The sequence below is a fragment of the Shewanella marina JCM 15074 genome (genome assembly GCF_000614975.1).
GTDB classification, from domain to species: Bacteria; Pseudomonadota; Gammaproteobacteria; order Enterobacterales; family Shewanellaceae; genus Shewanella; species Shewanella marina.
This window is the reverse complement of record NZ_BALM01000010.1, coordinates 64,117-80,023: the sequence shown is the minus strand read 5'-3', so window position 1 is coordinate 80,023 and position 15,907 is coordinate 64,117. Positions and strand designations below refer to the sequence as shown.

Genomic DNA, 15,907 nt, shown 5'->3' with positions numbered 1-15,907 from the left:
TATACCCTTGAGATTAATGCCATTATCTTAATGATTTTGATTATAAATTAATGGTTAAGCTTCACATCTAAACCATTTTATTGTCGATCAATCTCGCTCATTGGCTATCGAGAAATAGGCTGATTTGTCATAAAAAAAACGCCAATCAATTGATTGACGTTAATGGGGTGGTGATGTTGATAGATTGAGTGAATGATTACACCGTCGTCATTTGCCCTGTGTAAAGAATAAAATTACGTAGCAGCAATACGCCGATAAGGCTCATCAATGCGGTCATAGCGACGTAGGAAAATTTACGCTGTGATGATGCCGTCATAAAGAGGTTCATGCTAATGGCACTGATAAACCCACGCCAATAATGCCTAACCAAAATACCCAGCCCCAAAATCCTGCACCGATGGCGGTGGCGGCTGCAACTTGTTTTTGGCCGCCGCTGAGCACTAATCCCATAAAGAAGGTAAAGATGATCGACAACTCGACTAAAATCAGTGGAATTTCGATTTTATGAATAAACTTCACTTCTTTACTGTCTGGCTGACCTTTTAACAACACACCCAGCAGCAGTGCACCAGCAGCGCCAGAGGTTAACCCTGAGATTAAAAATAGCAGGGGTAGCACTGGATTATTTAGCATCGGATAACCTGGCAATGCTGACAATAAAAAGCCGGTATAAGCGCCTAATGACAAGGACAATATCAGCAATAATCCGGTAATACTGGCATGTTGCTGCGCTAGCCAAGTAAGTAGTTTATTGATTGGGGTAAAGCGTAGCCCCAACCATGTTTGTATGGGTTTAGCGTATACTGCCGCTATCCATGCAAACATAAACACTTGGTAAATCATCAGGATAATTACCCCGACCGACATGACCGAGCGCGGGTTATAGAACACCAGAATTTTCCAAAAATCTAATGGCTTAGTTAAATCGACCACCAAAATCCCTAATCCCAAGAACACTGAAATAGGGGCAATAATACAGGCCGCTAAAATAAACTTAGATTCATGCGCCGTCTGCTTTAAACAAGCGTATTTAAGCAAAATAGCGAAGAACATGGCCCCTGCTGAAATACCCGCTAAAAACAGATAAATGGCAATAGGCCAATGCCATACTAATGAATCAAAATGAAATGCACTCATATGGTCACCTCACCTTTGGCATCAGCAATAATAAACACTTTAGGCCGAGTTCCCAGTGATTCATTATCGCGGATCACTGCCGCTGAATTTAGGGTTTTACGCACCTGTGCATCCTTATCTAAACTGTCGCCAAATTGCAGCGCTTGGGTCGGACAGGCTTGCACGCAAGCAGGTAATTCCCCTTGTTTAAGCTTGGTTTCGGCGCAAAAATCACATTTATCGGCGGCGCGGGTCACGGGATTAATAAAACGTACTTGGTATGGGCAAGCCGCAATGCAATATTGGCAACCAACACACTTCCAATCATCGACTTTAATAATGCCTGTTTGTGGATCGCGATAAGCAGCACCCGTTGGGCACACCATCACACAGGGGGCATTTTCACATTGCTGGCATGACTGCCGTTCAAAATGATATTGCTGGTTGGGATATTCACCGTAAGGGCCATGGCGGACAATCGTCAGGCGGCTCACTTCGGCTGGCACTTGGTTGGTTTGCCGACATGCGATGGCGCAAGCATCACACCCTATGCACTGGGTTTGATCATGGATCAATATGTATTGTTTGGCGGCATCTGGCTTAGCCTCTGGATGAGCAGTGGCATACGCCAATCGATAGGCTGCAACGCCTGCAAGCAAGGTGCCTGTGCACTTTAAGAAATGTCTTTTACTGGTTTGCATAATCAATCCTTAACCACAGTATGGCATTTCACACAGAGCTGACTTCGCTCAGCTTTAGTTTGCGTTAATACTGCATCGTATTCAGGATGTAATTGATGACAACTGGCACAACTCACTTTATTTGAGTGTACATTGTGGGTCCAATCTACTTGACCAAGCAGTTGTGGACGATGGCAATTTAAACACACATTATTTTGTTTATCTGCCTGCGAGGCACTGGGCGTAAAAGCGATAAGATCTGATGCTTTACGCGGATGCCCTTGTTTTTCACCATGACAATCATTACAGCTAATCGCCAGTGCATTATTGGCATGTACGCCTAACATGCTGCCGTTGCGCTTATGGCACTTATAGCAGGGGTTTTTATGGATATCAGATAAATTGGCAGCCTCAACTGCACTGCCAATCACACTCATCACCAACAACACCATTAGGCTCAGTATGAGATATATAGACCGCATATTCGTCTCCCCATAATCGGGTCACTAGGCAGCTAGTGCAGTCTTAATATCGTTGATGTTGTACTTGCCGTCCTTACCCAACTGAATATGACTAATATTAAATTGGCTAAAGATATTATTAATAAATGATTGAGGTTGATCTACTTCGTTGGTGATCACCAACTTAACTTCTGCTGATTCATGGTCTATCACCACATAATCTAGCTTGTGTAGATGCAGTAACTCTTTTAATTCTTGGTTATTACTAATTTCAACCACATCATCCATATTAATGCCATACAGAATGTCATACTTTCCTTCTGATAAAGTATTAAGTTCATGCAAATAATTTAGCACTTGTTTATTACAAAAATGGGGCTTATTGATATATTGTAGTGACGAATAATCTGGCGCTTTATCTCCTTTAAAAAACTTAATGCATGTAAGTACAAACACTACCGCGACAAATGGCACTGCCATAAAGAGCACGAAGTACATAAACACATAGCTACTGACCATAGATGCAGACATAGTAAACTCCTTTTTAAGCTATTATTATCACCTGCTGGACAGCTTTACATTACTTGATAACGCTTTATTAATCTCTATTATAAAATTCTTTATTGTCTTTATGTGATGCTATAAACATTGCAAATTTTATTATTATTCAATATGAAACATACAAACAAGATTTACCAAAACAGTAATATTAAAAATAGATTTACAGTTATTATTATCATTTATTAAGAATATCGAAAAGTGAAAATCTCATATTAAAAACATATTCATTAAAAATCATATTAATGTATTAATAATAAAGATAACACTAATCTGCCTGTACAAACTTTTAACTAAAAGTAAATACTTAGCGCATACTATAACTGTGAATTATTATAAAAAACATAAAATAATTTATATTTTAAACTTTCTTTTTATTTATATTGATTATTATTACAAACAGTGGAATTATGTTTAAAGTTAATATGTTACATATTAATTCTTATCTAAATGACTAATTCAGGAAGAATGACAATAAATAACGACCTGTAGCATTACAGTTAAGGAACGGATGATGCGCCAGAACTTCGAAAAGATAGACTTACTAGGGCTATGCATCTTAGTTAAGCTATATGAAAATCACTCTGCTACTACAACGTCTAAAGAGTTGAAGATTTCTGCGCCTAAAATTAGCCGTTACCTTAAAGCATTAAGAGAAGCCTTTAGTAATGAGCTGTTTATTAGAAGTCGCTACGGCTTGTGCCCAAATGAGTTCACGGCAAAAATCTATCCTATCGCCAAGACGATTATTGATAATGCTTTATTATTAGAGCAAATCAACCCGCTTGAATTTGATGCAGCAGAACCTTACTCAATTCTCATTCATGATGCGATTGCTTGTGAGATTACCACCTTATTGGTTAATCAAATCAAACGCGATACCGCCAATATACAGATTGCAATTCATTCGAGTGGTGATCACAGCGAGTTGGATGTGGCCCATGGCAAAGCCAGTTTAGCAATTTGTTATTCTAGCGGTCACAAGTTAGTAGAGTTACAAGATAAAATACAAATAGTTTTTAGTAAGCCGCTGTCTAACTTGTATTTACTCTGCCGTGACAACCACCCTATTTTAAGTGAAAGCATCACGATTGAGTCTATTGCTAAATATCCATTTATTAATACTGAATGGGATACCTCTGAAACTAAAATTTGTAGTTATCAGCAGTTTTGTAAAATAAATAATATTAATATCCATAAAGAGATCACAATTCATAATACCGTGACTCTTATTGACTACATTATGAATTCAGATGCATTAGTGGTTACCCCATTTAGTACTTTATATAATAAGTCTGAAAAAATACCTAACCTACACTCATGTAAATTATCTAAAGTTGAAACTCAACGAGTATTCGATATTATTGCCACCCCTAATATTTATTTGATTAAATCAAAACATAATCAAGATAATAATATCGACTACCTACAATCTAGATTAATCGAGCTAATTGATACTGAAGTCGAATAAGTACGCGAGAACGCTCAATCCCACCTACAATTATCATGTCATTTTTAATAATGACATGTCTTTTTTATTTTTATCATTTCTAAAAACAAACTAACCAATTGAATAATATGATTTAATTTTTTGGCATGGCGTTTGAATTATAGCTGTAAACACCTTCAAAAAAACAATTAAGGAAGCCCCATGAAACGGTATTTACAAGCAAAAGTGAGTAACCAGTTAGTACTCGACAATCGTTTAGAGCAAAGCCTAGAAAAACTGCCACGCATTATCCTGCAAGTATTTGATAAGCATGATCCTGATACTTGGCAGATGGTATACCAAAATACTGAGATTGATAGTATTGCCGCCGTTTGGGATTCTAGCGGTTCAAGAAAGCCCGTCAGCGTGCTGATTGAGGTCAAAAGCGCCGTCGATGACCAACAATTTAGCTTTGCTAAAGCGTTTAGCCATAAGCGCCAGCAGTTTGATGGCTTATTGTTTATGACGGGTAACTCAACCTTAAAACGCCTGCAAGGATTCCACAGCCAATTACTGGCGGAAAACCTGTTGGAATTTAATGTTATCCCCTCTGTTTTTTGGTCACATAGCCCTAATAATAAACCGCTTAAAAATGACGGTAACAAATTAGGGTTTCGATTTATGGTACGCGACGCTAACGATGATATTTTCTATTCTAATGATCCCATCTTAATTGGCCGTGACTGGGTCAGGCACTAACTGCACATAATCGGATGCGTTAGATAGCCGCTTAAACTGGGGATCTTGAGCTAATACCTGCAACCAAGGTGAGGCTAACCAAGATTGTGGTATCCCCTGTTTGAGTGCTTGATTAAGGTAGTCATAACAAGTGGCTGTATCATCCAAAAACAGATAAACCAAGGCGACATTAAAAGTCATAAAGGGATCATTTAATTGCAATTGCAATACTTGTTTTAACGCCGCTAATGCTTGTTCATGCGCGCCTAAACGGCCATGTGCCAATGCGAGGGTCATATAATCATTTTGATTTTTGTGGTCAAGCAGCTCGGTTAACGCTATCACTTGTTGGTATAAATCAGCCGCGGGCTTAATGGCTCCATTTAGGTAATTTGCATCGGCCAAATTAAGCATGATTTGCGGATGCTGCCCCGCCTCGGCCATCGCTTGGGTAAAGTAATCGGTTGCTTGGGGTAATTGCCCTTCCATTAAATAGGCCAAGCCTAAATTATTAAGCGTGACGGGATCGGCATACTGCGGCAATTTAATTAACGCCAAATAAGCGTTAATCACCAATGGCCATTGCCCTTGGTAAAACAATAGATCTGCCCGCAATGCTTGCGCTGCTTGATAAGTTGGCACCTTATGTAGCAATTGATTTAGCACATCAATGGCTTGATTTAATTCGCCCACCTTATACAGCATTAAGGCGTAATTAAAGTAATGCTGCACCGATGGCCGTTGCTGTACTAAACGCGCCATAATATTTTTGCCTTTAACACTAAAGCCTTGCTCAAAGTACCAACGGGCACGCAAATTCAACACATAATCATCGGTATAAAAATAGTGTTCAAGCTGGGTTAACAAACCATCAGCTAACGGATAGTTAGCCTCAACAATGGCTAACTCAGCTTTGGCGGTTTGGATAAATAATGGCGAATCGGTAGCAGCAGTATTGTCGAGCAACTGATGAATTTGCACTAACCACTGTGGATCGCGTTCACGATTATAGCGACTCAACAAACCGTGGATCAGCTGTTGGCAGCTCAACTTATAGCGGCACTGATACGGCTGCAATGCGGCCAAGTAATCATCATGACTCAACTGCCCTTGCTGGTACTGATTCAGCACACTCAGCAAATGACGATAGTCGGTTTCGGTCGGTAATGTCTCAGCATTATCGAGCTGTTGTTGATAAAGGTGCAGCAGATAATTTTGTACATAATCGCTAATAAACAGCAATTTATCGGTAGGGAAATAGATGGTTTCTCGGCTGAGTAATTGCTGTGGCTGTGCCTGCCAACGGCTAATGGTTAACGCACATTGTGTAGGCTGACAATGCAGCTCTGGCAGCAAGGCTTCATCTGCTGCTGCATAAGCAAAAAGCTGGCTTAAATCCTCCCCTTGCTTGGTTTGTACTTGGCTAATTTCAGTCGCTGAAATCAAACTCTTACTGGGTAATAACGCAATAACCTGACTCATACCTTGATGCACCGATGCTTTAATCAGTGCAATATCTGCCAGCTCTCCTCCAGTTAACACTTGCGGCCGTACCACCGCAACATAATGCGGCGGCGAGGGAATAAACCAAGCCATGCCCCCGATAATGCCCATAAATAACAACGCACTGCCTAAAACCGCCCACAGACTACGTTGCTGACGCTGGCGCTGCTGTATTTCACTTATAAAGGGATTTTCTAACCGCTGCGTCGCATTCGAATTGATATTATTGATGCCTTCTAAAATGGCATAAAGATCGGTAATCACCACATCAGCATTGCGGTAACGCTCATCCACTTTAACGGCCAATAATCGGCTTAACAGTGGATTGATAATGGCTAATTCTCCCGTTAACGGTTGCCATTGTCCCGCCATCATTTGCTGCATTGGCTCTGCGCTAGCAAATGGATGACACCCACTGAGCATGCGATACAGCAATAATCCAAATGCAAACAGATCAGATTGTGCAATTAATGGCTGCGCCAAAATATGTTCTGGCGTTAATGCGCTATCACTGCCAAAACCACTGATTTGATGCTGTTGACCTAAGCCAACGGCGATACCAAAATCGGCAATTTTTAAATGTTGCTGCTGATCAAAAATGAGGTTTTCAGCTTTTAAATCACCATGCACAATACCCACGCGATGTGCGGCTCTGAGGCCATGTAAAATATCTAAGCTAAGTTTAATGCTGGTATCTAATGGCAACTGATGACGTAAATTAAGGCTGGTTTCTAACGTACCGCCCGCTAAATATTCCATCACTAATGCAGTGCTTGTGGCGTCGCTCCCCTGTGCTTGATAATCAAAGATATCGTAAATGGCGACAATATTGGGGTGATTGATGGCCGCCACTAATTTGGCCTCTTGCGTTAATTGTTGCTGCTGACAATCAAACAACACTTTAATTGCTACCCAGCGATCTAAACGCTGATCTCTGGCTTTATATACTTTGCCATATCCACCAGCCCCAACTATGGAATCAACAATAAAAGGGCCTATTTTATCGGGCTGGTGATGACTCATTAATTTAATATCCCTATCTCATTTAAACGACGTTTTAAGGCGTGTTTCGATATCTTTAATTCCATTACCATTAAATCAAGATCGCCATGGTAGCGGCTGAAACTCTGACTTAATTGTTGATCAGACAAATTAGTGGCGCGGCTAATATCATCACTGGCATCGATCCGCATATACAAGGCGGTACGTGAAATTCCAAGTTCATCTGCGGCTTGTTTAATTTGCCACTGATGTAACTCAAGCGCTGCAACAATTTCAGCCTCTGAGATCTCCCTCGGTTTACGTTTAACAGGATTAACCGTAGTGGTTTTAAGCTCGGTATCCGGCTCTGCTTTGGTGACGATGGTCTGCACAAAACTGTGCCAATCAAAGTCACTAAATTGGCCTTGGTCGATCAACGATACAGCTAACTGAGTAGCTACATTTTTAAGTTGGCGTACATTGCCAGGCCAATCTAATAAGACACATTGGCTAAATAACCAAGCCCAATAACAATGCTGTTGGGCACTGGCTTGTTTCAGTTTTTCTAATTGCTGAGTTTGCTGCATGGCTTGCTGTAAAAAATGGACAAACAGCAAACCAAAATCAGCGCGGCGCTGAGCCAGAGGTTCTATCTCTATTACAATGCCGGATAAACGTTGCAATAACGGCATACGAAACGACTCAATGCCGATAAGTTTCTCTAAGTCGGCATCGGTTGCCGCAATAAAACGCACATCTAATTTGATTTCTTTATCACTACCAACTGCCTGCACAACGCCGTTTTCAAGGGCACGTAATAACGCCACTTGTACTTCGGTCGTCGCCTCACCTATTTCATCTAAAAATAAACTACCTTTATCGGCTTGTTGAAAACTGCCTAGCCGGGTTTGCGCACCTGTAAAAGCCCCTTTCACACTGCCAAATAACTCGCTGCTGACTAACTCTTTGGGAATAGCCGCCATATTGACTGACACAAATTTTTGTAATTTACGTTGGCCATATTGATGCAGCGCTTGCGCCACGATCTCTTTACCTGTTCCTGACTCACCTCTAATCATGACGGGTGTTTTTAAACTGGCGACTTTACCAATCATCTGTTTTATGGCGCGCATATTATCGCTAATGCCAATCAAGTGTTGCTGCAACGGCGAATTAACAACTGAGCTGGGTTCCGCGCGATTAGCATAGTGCAGCAGCAACACCACTCGCCCCGCTAAGGTGATCACTTGCCCTTGTTGCTGCAACTGTTTGTGGTCAAAAAGATGGGGCCCTTGCAGTAACTGATTACAGCAAATCACCTCGATACTCGACATGCTGATATCTAAGGCCCATTGATCAATTTGTTTATGCAGTAATATTGGGCTGCGGCTAATAAAACTGTCGTTTAATGACCGCTGTTGCCCATTTAGACAGGTAAATTCTGGTGCTAATCGTCCTAGTTGCAGGTGTTTTTCACGTGGCGGCAACTGATATTGGGCACCAATCATGTTGAGATCGGGATGATAGATAATGCTCAAGCTCAATAGCCTTTGCGAAATTGAGCCTTTAATATCGATAGGCTGACACGCTTTGGTTTGCATATTCATGATGTTCTCCTAGATGTTATATTTAGCATCGCATTCATATACGTGGAAAATTAACTAACATCTAAATGCAAAAATCGCGCTAACAATTAAATATAGCTGAATAAATACATCCCCTAAATAATCACAGTTACTATCTTTATACATATCAAACAATTAAATCAAGTTATCACAGTATTATTATTCAACAGTAAAAAATAATTCCAAATAAATTAATTATTCACCTTCTAGTTTATAACCAATTTAAACTACCAACGTGTCATTGACATGTCATTTTTATCATAAAAATATATTCAACTTATATTTCAACAAGTTATTTTTGGCACGATTTATTCATTATTCCGATTGAATAATAACTTTTAATTATTAAGGATATAAAATGAATAACATTACAGGAATTAAAGTTGAGTTAGCGCTGCAATCACAATGGTGGGCACCATCAAAAGATGCGCTATTTTTAGGGGTGTATGGTACTAATGGCGGCCGCGAATTTAGACTCAAAGTTGAAGATAATTCACAAACCGAAAACAGCGATAAACCCATGGTTCTCACACTGGGTAAGCCTTGCTGTAAGAGTGATGTTGATATCCCCGTGCTCTACAGTATTGACCAAGGTATTAACGATCCGCTGTTAAATCCCATTGCGCTGCGCGCCATTGAGTTTCCCACATTTAAAGATGATACCCAGTTACAGGTTTACCTGCGTAAAGAGACAGCAGACTCAACCACAGTGAATGACGACGCCTTAGTGCTAGCCTATGTCAACGTATTGCTGTGCAGTGAAAATGGCGACATGCGCCGCTTTAAAAAACTGAAAAATATCAACTTTAGTGATGAAGCAGGATTACAGCATTGGCTTACTGAAGTCAGCCCACCAACTTGCCACGTGCGTGTTGAATTAACGGGGATCCACCAAGAACATGCCGATCAACCCGGTAAATCTGCAGGTCGACATTGGGATCTCGACTTTGGCAGCGCACTTGGCACCAGTATTAGCAGCTATAACAGCAAGAATATGCTCGATAATCATCGCCATGTGGTTGATAGAAAACATTCCCCCCATTGGAAACTCGGCGTTTATAAAGCCCGTAACTTCAGCATGACCGCCTGTTGCGGCAGTACCTTAGCCATCACCCTCGGCGCTGCTGCCCATGAGCTAGACAGTATCGGCAAACGTGAAAAACCATTTGATGGCGTCCATGATTTTGGGGCGGGTCAAGCCACCCACCAAGTCACTTGTAATACCACGCCTGTGACCGAGCAACATAGCTTGAGTTTTATTGTTGATGAACAGGCGAGTTCACAACGTAAATCCAAACTCACCTATTTCTACAATATTACTGCTTATTGCGACAACTAATAGCAAGCAACAGATTCGATTTAAAAAATAGTTTCTGTTAGGTGGTCTATACGTCCGCTGTCTAGCATTTCAATTCACAGGACGTGGAGAATCGACATGAAAAAATTAGCATTTATTTTAATATTAATTGGTTTTTGCACCCCATTGATGGCTGAAACGTCTTTAGTGGAATTTCATAAGTTATATGATAACTATCATCCTAGGTCTGCATCTGGACAAGGGACTTGTGAAAATTTATTGCCGACACCCGCATCGGGCATTGTAAAGAGATGCGCATTGCACACATCGCTTACTGGAAATGATTATTTCTGGGTTTATACCAGTGGTTCTAATGCGGGTAGGTGCTGTCCAAAAACATCCAGTATGGTTGGCGACGTAAATAATAGAGTCCCACTAAGCAATGGTGCATTTTATGATATAGAAAACTAAGGCATCGCCTAGACGATTAAAAGCGCTTAGGTTTTAATCATACTTAGATTTCATTGTCCAAGTCCCATCAGTGGAGATAAATATAAACTGATATTAGCGTTCATATTTATTTTTAAACCAAATAAAAGTTCATACTTTATATCGTCTTAAATTATGCCTTAATGTTTATTAAGGCATTTTTTATTTTATCTACAATAAATATATTTGCTGATAAAAAATGATATTTGTACATGTCATTGTCATGCCATTAATCATTTAAATAAAATCAATTCCATATAAAACAACAACTTAAAACTGGCACGATTTATTCAATATAGATACTGAAGCAAGTAATACCTTGTTTATACATTTTTAATTAATGGAGTATCTAAAAATGAACTCATCAAACCAAGATGATCTATTACATGAGATTAAATCAGTAAAAGATCAACATGAACAAGATCTATTAAAACTGGATAATGTTAATGGTGTCGGTATTGGTTACAAAGAAAGTAAAGGCAAACAAACTGATCAGCTTTGTATTTGTGTCTTTGTAAATCAAAAACAAACCGAAAAATCATTATCTAAAGCGCAGCTCGTACCAAAGAACATCGATAACATTAAAACCGATGTAATTGAAGTTGGCAATATTGAAGCGCAGGCCTTAACCGCTAAAATTCGCCCCGCAAAACCTGGGTTTAGTCTCGGTCATTACGCCATTACCGCAGGTACATTCGGCGCGATTGCCAAAGACAGTGTGTACCCCGGTCGTTACTATATTTTAAGTAATAATCATGTACTGGCGAACAGTAATGCTGCCAGCATTGGTGACCGAATATTACAACCGGGTCGTCTTGATGGTGGCTTAAATTACGCTAACACCATCGCCCGCTTAAGCCGTTATGTGCCCATCACATTTGGTAGCCCAAACAACTACAACTTAGTTGATGCTGCGATTGCTAAGCCTATTTCACAAAAACTGGTGCAAGGCTCAATCCACCGCCTTGGTATTCCTAAAGGCACCAAAGAAGCCAGCCTCAATATGGCCGTAATCAAAAGCGGCCGCACCACAGAAACCACCACAGGTAATGTGATTAGTGTCGACGCCACCATTGCCGTCAACTACGGCAGCAGCGGCGTTGCTTACTTTCGCAATCAATTCTTAACTCGCCATATGTCTAATGGCGGCGACTCAGGTTCATTGTTACTTGAAAAAGACTCACGCAAAGCGGTCGGATTACTGTTTGCCGGTTCAAGCCAAGTCACAGTGTTTAACCATATCCATAACGTGCTAATGGCACTCAACATTGATTTACTGACTGAATAATGGAGTATCACCATGAAAAACAATAATGATTTAAGCCAATTACATCAACAAATGATGGGGCAGATAGATAATGAAATTAATGCTGAAATGGCAGAAAACATTGCCGAAAATCAATCTGAAACGATGCAAACACAAGGCTTGTGTGGCTGTGATTTAGAGTCGATGAAAGCGGCCGGACTCGATACCTCAAAATTGGCAGAAATTCAGCAACAATTAGATGCTGACGCCGAGCAAGAATATCTCGAAATGGATCAGTTTATGAGTCAAACCTCAGCTAACTCATTTGCTGATGAAGCGCTTAATCCAGATGCTAATTTTCTACCTGAAGGAGCCACCTTACTGACCCCTAGTTGGTCAAAAGTGTACAGTGATACTCTTGATAATAATCCACTGGTAAACAGTGGCGACATCGATAACCAAGCCGTCGTTGGCGGTGGTAACTGCAAAAATATTTGGAACTGGGCCAAAGGCGGTGGCTGGGGCTGTACAGGTGGACGCGCATCCAATACTCAAATCGCCACATGGGCATTTTGGTATAAACCCAATCGCAGTAAGTTCTATTCCATTAGACCGCGTTTTGAATTTAACGGTTTCTATATCGCCAAAGCGGATGACAAGTGGTACAACTGTAAAAATGCACAAGTGAAAGTGTCAGCGCAAACCAATGTATATCAATACAATTGGAAAGGTTTATCTAGCGTAGATTTAGTGAATATTAACCGCAACAACGTTAATTTAAACAAGCGTTTGGATGATACTCGCTACACTAACTATACGGCATTATTAGGTAAAGATGATTGGGCATTAGTGGTATGTAAAGTGAAGCTCTATGTCCGTGCTCAAGGTGGCGGCTCTTACGCCAAAGCTGACTTTGCAGCAGGTGCCAATAAAGTCTGCGTACCGCATGTGATTATTAGCTAGTTTTTATTGATATAGACTGTCCCTGTAAACATGCAGGGACAATAAGCGAGGCATTATGGACTCACAAACTCGAACTGAAATTGAAACTATCGCATTTACCATTGAGGGCATAGTTGGTGTATGCGATAGCATCAATCAAACAGGTCAACCCATCCTCAAAATCTTACTCAGCCAACCATTAGCCAATCTATCACTACCACCACAATTGATCCGTGACGATATCGAGTTTGAATATATTGATAGCGTGGATGCGCTAAGCTGAGCTCTTACATTGAGTGCTTAAACTAAGCGCTAAAACTGAGTTATTAAGCTAACAATTCAGCCAATTGTAGATGATCCGTCACGGTATAAGTCGCTGGAATACTGCTATCAGCTGCATGTTGTAACGGATTGTACCAACAGGTGTCGATACTGGCATTAATGCCCCCTAGTACATCAGATGAAAGCGTATCTCCCACCATTAATACTTGGCATGGCTCAATTTGGTCCATTTGCGTTAAGGCGTAATCAAAAATAGCTTATCAGGCTTAGCCACACCGACTTCTTCTGAAATTACCAACAGATCAAACATATCAGCAAGGCCAGTACGCTCAAGTCGGATTTGCTGCAATGCAGTAAAGCCATTGGTAATAATACCTAACTTATAACGGCCTTGTAGTTGTGTTAGCAATTCATCAACATGCGGCAATTTTTCACAGATATCTGCCATGGCCGTTAAAAAACCTTGGTTAAGTGCTTCTGGTGTCACTGCCAATTTTTCAGCCCAACCTTGAAAACGGGTAACCTGCAAAGTGTGCGCATCAATTTCGCCATCTTGATAAGCCAACCATAAGGGTTTGTTCACTAATTGGTACTCGGCAAAGTCTGCCGGTGTAAAATCAACATGGTAATGGCTGAACATCAATTTTAAGCCAGCATAGGCGTCAAATCTAAATAGGGTTTCATCCGCGTCGAATAGGATCCATTGATATTGTTTTTTTAGGGTATGCACCTGTTATTTCTCTTATAAATAGTATTTCGGTTATTTACTAACGTCTAAATATTACAGTTAAGTTATGGTTAACCATAAATTAGCAGTTACTACAGTTAAAGCCCGTTATCTTAATGAATGCTTCAAGGTTCAGTAACGTGAACAAGATCGCAAATTACGGATCATTTTAAAATGCTAATGCAGCAAATGACATTACAGCCCGTGACGCCATAATTGATGCGTTAACAATTTTAATGTTTTAGGTAATAAATTGGTAAATTCTGGCGTTTAAAACGTAGTAATATTTCGTCATTCTTACAAATTAACTTTATTAATTATTCGATTTTTCAAACAATTAACAACTTCGGACTTGGCTCACAGTTTTATAGCATTAATGCTATCACCTTGCATAACTGCTTTATATTTTGCATTCCCTACTCATCAAGTATCGAAAGGCTACAAGGTGAAACATAATCTATTAAAAATCACAGCATTATCATTAGCGATTCTATCATCATCTGCTTATTGTGCTGAAAAATATGAGATTGTAAACGTCGTTAAAGTATCTGGTATTCCTTGGTTTAACCAAATGAATAAAGGTGTTGAGCAAGCCGCTCAAGACTTAAACGTAGATGCACGCCAAGTGGGTCCATCAACGCCAGATCCTGCCCAGCAAGTTAAAATTATTGAAGATTTAATTGCCAAAGGTGTTGATGCAATCACCGTAGTGCCTAACGATGTTACCGTACTTGAGCCTGTGTTTAAAAAAGCACGTGAAAAAGGCATCGTGGTATTAACCCATGAGTCACCAGACGGTCATAACGCCGATTGGGATATCGAAACTATCGATAACCAAGCTTATGCCAAAGCCACAATGGATGAGTTAGCTAAACATATGCAAGGCAAAGGTGGTTACGCCATTTTTGTTGGCTCGCTAACAGTGCCACTACACAATAACTGGGCTAATTTGGCCATTGATTACCAAAAACAAGCTTACCCAGAAATGTATGAAGTGACTAGCCGTATGCCTGTGGCTGAAAGCGTTGATGCTTCGTACGCAGCCACTAATGACTTAATGAAAGCTCACCCTGATATGGTGGGTATTATCTCTTACGGTTCATTGGGCTTAATTGGCGCAGGTGAAGCGATTAAGAAAAAGCGTGCTAAAAACAAAATCAACACTGTGGGTATTTTAATGCCTAGCCAAGCTGCACCTTACTTAATGCGCGGCGAAATCGACAAAGGCTTCTTATGGAACCCTGCTGATGCAGGTTACGCACTAGTCTCTGTCGCTAAGCAAATGCTTGATGGCAAAGATGTTAGCCAAGGTGTTGCTATTGAAGGCCTAGGTGAAGCTGAAATTAATAACGACACTAAGGTGATTAAGTTCAACAGCATTCTTGAAGTCGATAAAAATAACGCTCGTCAGTTAGGTTTTTAATTTTTAAATTCCTCTCCCTGCTTATTGGGCAGCATCACGCTGCCCTTTCGGAAGTACATCATGTCAAAATTACCATTTATATCCTTATCTAGGGTATCGAAACACTTCGGCTCAGTGAAAGCATTAAGCAATATCGAACTCGATTTTAAAGCGGGTGAAGTACATTGTTTAGCGGGCAAAAATGGTTGTGGAAAAAGCACCCTGTTCAAAGTTATTTCAGGCGTTCATGCGCCAGAAAAAGGCGCCAAAATAACCATTAATGGTAAAGAATATCAACGCCTTACTCCACAGCAATCGATTGAACATGGCATTCAGGTTATCTACCAAGATTTATCGCTATTTCCCAATTTAACCGTGATGGAAAACATTGCCATTCAAGATCATCTTAAATGGCATAAGGCTTAGTCAGC

At 40.4% G+C, this 15,907-nt stretch carries 14 protein-coding genes and 2 pseudogenes; 9 read left to right on the top strand and 7 right to left on the bottom strand.

All coding sequences use genetic code 11. The features are described from left to right. Positions 1-196: 196 nt before the first annotated feature. The 4 genes and pseudogenes from nrfD to JCM15074_RS09560 all read right to left on the bottom strand — a co-directional run bounded on the left by nrfD (position 197) and on the right by JCM15074_RS09560 (position 2,788). A pseudogene (nrfD, locus tag JCM15074_RS21700) lies at positions 197-1,137 on the bottom strand (cytochrome c nitrite reductase subunit NrfD). Further along, on the bottom strand, positions 1,134-1,817 hold the full coding sequence (locus tag JCM15074_RS09570; protein WP_025820997.1) for a 4Fe-4S dicluster domain-containing protein: 684 nt from the start codon (positions 1,815-1,817) through the stop codon (positions 1,134-1,136). The pseudogene nrfD and the gene JCM15074_RS09570 overlap by 4 nt, the downstream one beginning before the upstream one ends. A 2-nt stretch (positions 1,818-1,819) precedes the next feature. After that, positions 1,820-2,278: a cytochrome c3 family protein gene (locus JCM15074_RS09565; protein ID WP_025820996.1), complete on the bottom strand. Its 459-nt coding sequence runs from the start codon at positions 2,276-2,278 to the stop codon at positions 1,820-1,822. A 24-nt stretch (positions 2,279-2,302) separates the two neighbouring features. Continuing rightward, positions 2,303-2,788 (bottom strand): hypothetical protein, encoded by a 486-nt coding sequence (locus JCM15074_RS09560; RefSeq protein WP_025820995.1) that lies wholly within the window; start codon positions 2,786-2,788, stop codon positions 2,303-2,305. A gap of 541 nt (positions 2,789-3,329) precedes the next feature. On the opposite strand from JCM15074_RS09560, the gene JCM15074_RS09555 reads away from it, so the two are divergent. Together JCM15074_RS09555 and JCM15074_RS09550 are read left to right on the top strand one after the other, a co-directional pair. Further along, positions 3,330-4,286, top strand: coding sequence for a LysR family transcriptional regulator (locus JCM15074_RS09555; protein WP_025820994.1), 957 nt, complete (start codon positions 3,330-3,332; stop codon positions 4,284-4,286). Between the two features lie 180 nt (positions 4,287-4,466). Beyond that, positions 4,467-5,003 (top strand): hypothetical protein, encoded by a 537-nt coding sequence (locus tag JCM15074_RS09550; protein ID WP_025820993.1) that lies wholly within the window; start codon positions 4,467-4,469, stop codon positions 5,001-5,003. Here JCM15074_RS09550 and JCM15074_RS09545 read toward each other — a convergent pair. Together JCM15074_RS09545 and JCM15074_RS09540 are read right to left on the bottom strand one after the other, a co-directional pair. Next, complete coding sequence (locus JCM15074_RS09545; protein WP_025820992.1) at positions 4,974-7,508, bottom strand: protein kinase domain-containing protein; 2,535 nt, start codon at positions 7,506-7,508, stop codon at positions 4,974-4,976. The two genes, JCM15074_RS09550 and JCM15074_RS09545, sit on opposite strands and share 30 nt — an antisense overlap. Next, entirely contained in the window at positions 7,508-9,073 is a 1,566-nt protein-coding gene (locus JCM15074_RS09540; protein WP_025820991.1) for a sigma-54-dependent transcriptional regulator, read from the bottom strand. Before JCM15074_RS09540 ends, JCM15074_RS09545 begins: the two co-directional genes overlap by 1 nt. Before the next feature lie 376 nt (positions 9,074-9,449). Here JCM15074_RS09540 and JCM15074_RS09535 point away from each other — a divergent pair, with 376 nt between their 5' ends. The 5 genes from JCM15074_RS09535 (at position 9,450) to JCM15074_RS09515 (ending at position 13,348) form a co-directional block, all read left to right on the top strand. After that, positions 9,450-10,430, top strand: coding sequence for a hypothetical protein (locus JCM15074_RS09535; RefSeq protein WP_025820990.1), 981 nt, complete (start codon positions 9,450-9,452; stop codon positions 10,428-10,430). A 96-nt stretch (positions 10,431-10,526) separates the two neighbouring features. Further along, positions 10,527-10,859 carry a hypothetical protein gene (locus JCM15074_RS09530; protein ID WP_025820989.1) on the top strand — a complete coding sequence of 111 codons (333 nt, stop codon included), beginning with the start codon at positions 10,527-10,529 and terminating at the stop codon, positions 10,857-10,859. Positions 10,860-11,232: 373 nt separating this feature from the next. After that, positions 11,233-12,165 (top strand): serine protease, encoded by a 933-nt coding sequence (locus tag JCM15074_RS09525; protein ID WP_037469491.1) that lies wholly within the window; start codon positions 11,233-11,235, stop codon positions 12,163-12,165. Positions 12,166-12,177: 12 nt separating this feature from the next. Continuing rightward, positions 12,178-13,086, top strand: a complete 909-nt coding sequence (locus JCM15074_RS09520; protein WP_025820987.1) for a hypothetical protein — start codon at positions 12,178-12,180, stop codon at positions 13,084-13,086. A gap of 55 nt (positions 13,087-13,141) precedes the next feature. After that, positions 13,142-13,348: a hypothetical protein gene (locus JCM15074_RS09515; protein ID WP_025820986.1), complete on the top strand. Its 207-nt coding sequence runs from the start codon at positions 13,142-13,144 to the stop codon at positions 13,346-13,348. Positions 13,349-13,391: 43 nt separating this feature from the next. Here the strand turns inward: JCM15074_RS09515 and yjjG are convergent. Then, positions 13,392-14,077, bottom strand: a pseudogene (gene yjjG / locus JCM15074_RS21695) (pyrimidine 5'-nucleotidase). Positions 14,078-14,519: 442 nt separating this feature from the next. Between yjjG and JCM15074_RS09505 the strand changes: the two are divergent. Continuing rightward, on the top strand, positions 14,520-15,497 hold the full coding sequence (locus JCM15074_RS09505) for an autoinducer 2 ABC transporter substrate-binding protein (RefSeq protein ID WP_025820985.1): 978 nt from the start codon (positions 14,520-14,522) through the stop codon (positions 15,495-15,497). Between the two features lie 60 nt (positions 15,498-15,557). Continuing rightward, positions 15,558-15,902, top strand: coding sequence for an ATP-binding cassette domain-containing protein (locus JCM15074_RS24560; protein WP_199899791.1), 345 nt, complete (start codon positions 15,558-15,560; stop codon positions 15,900-15,902). Positions 15,903-15,907: the final 5 nt, after the last annotated feature.

Bases quoted from the DNA above. Each gene is read 5' to 3' on its own strand.
- JCM15074_RS09555 (WP_025820994.1), top strand. From the start codon at position 3,330: ATGCGCCAGAACTTCGAAAAGATAGACTTACTAGGGCTATGCATCTTA.
- JCM15074_RS09515 (WP_025820986.1), top strand. From the start codon at position 13,142: ATGGACTCACAAACTCGAACTGAAATTGAAACTATCGCATTTACCATT.
- JCM15074_RS09520 (WP_025820987.1), top strand. From the start codon at position 12,178: ATGAAAAACAATAATGATTTAAGCCAATTACATCAACAAATGATGGGG.
- JCM15074_RS09545 (WP_025820992.1), bottom strand. From the start codon at position 7,508: ATGAGTCATCACCAGCCCGATAAAATAGGCCCTTTTATTGTTGATTCC.
- JCM15074_RS09550 (WP_025820993.1), top strand. From the start codon at position 4,467: ATGAAACGGTATTTACAAGCAAAAGTGAGTAACCAGTTAGTACTCGAC.
- JCM15074_RS09530 (WP_025820989.1), top strand. From the start codon at position 10,527: ATGAAAAAATTAGCATTTATTTTAATATTAATTGGTTTTTGCACCCCA.
- JCM15074_RS24560 (WP_199899791.1), top strand. From the start codon at position 15,558: ATGTCAAAATTACCATTTATATCCTTATCTAGGGTATCGAAACACTTC.
- JCM15074_RS09560 (WP_025820995.1), bottom strand. From the start codon at position 2,788: ATGTCTGCATCTATGGTCAGTAGCTATGTGTTTATGTACTTCGTGCTC.
- JCM15074_RS09565 (WP_025820996.1), bottom strand. From the start codon at position 2,278: ATGCGGTCTATATATCTCATACTGAGCCTAATGGTGTTGTTGGTGATG.
- JCM15074_RS09570 (WP_025820997.1), bottom strand. From the start codon at position 1,817: ATGCAAACCAGTAAAAGACATTTCTTAAAGTGCACAGGCACCTTGCTT.
- JCM15074_RS09525 (WP_037469491.1), top strand. From the start codon at position 11,233: ATGAACTCATCAAACCAAGATGATCTATTACATGAGATTAAATCAGTA.
- JCM15074_RS09535 (WP_025820990.1), top strand. From the start codon at position 9,450: ATGAATAACATTACAGGAATTAAAGTTGAGTTAGCGCTGCAATCACAA.
- JCM15074_RS09540 (WP_025820991.1), bottom strand. From the start codon at position 9,073: ATGAATATGCAAACCAAAGCGTGTCAGCCTATCGATATTAAAGGCTCA.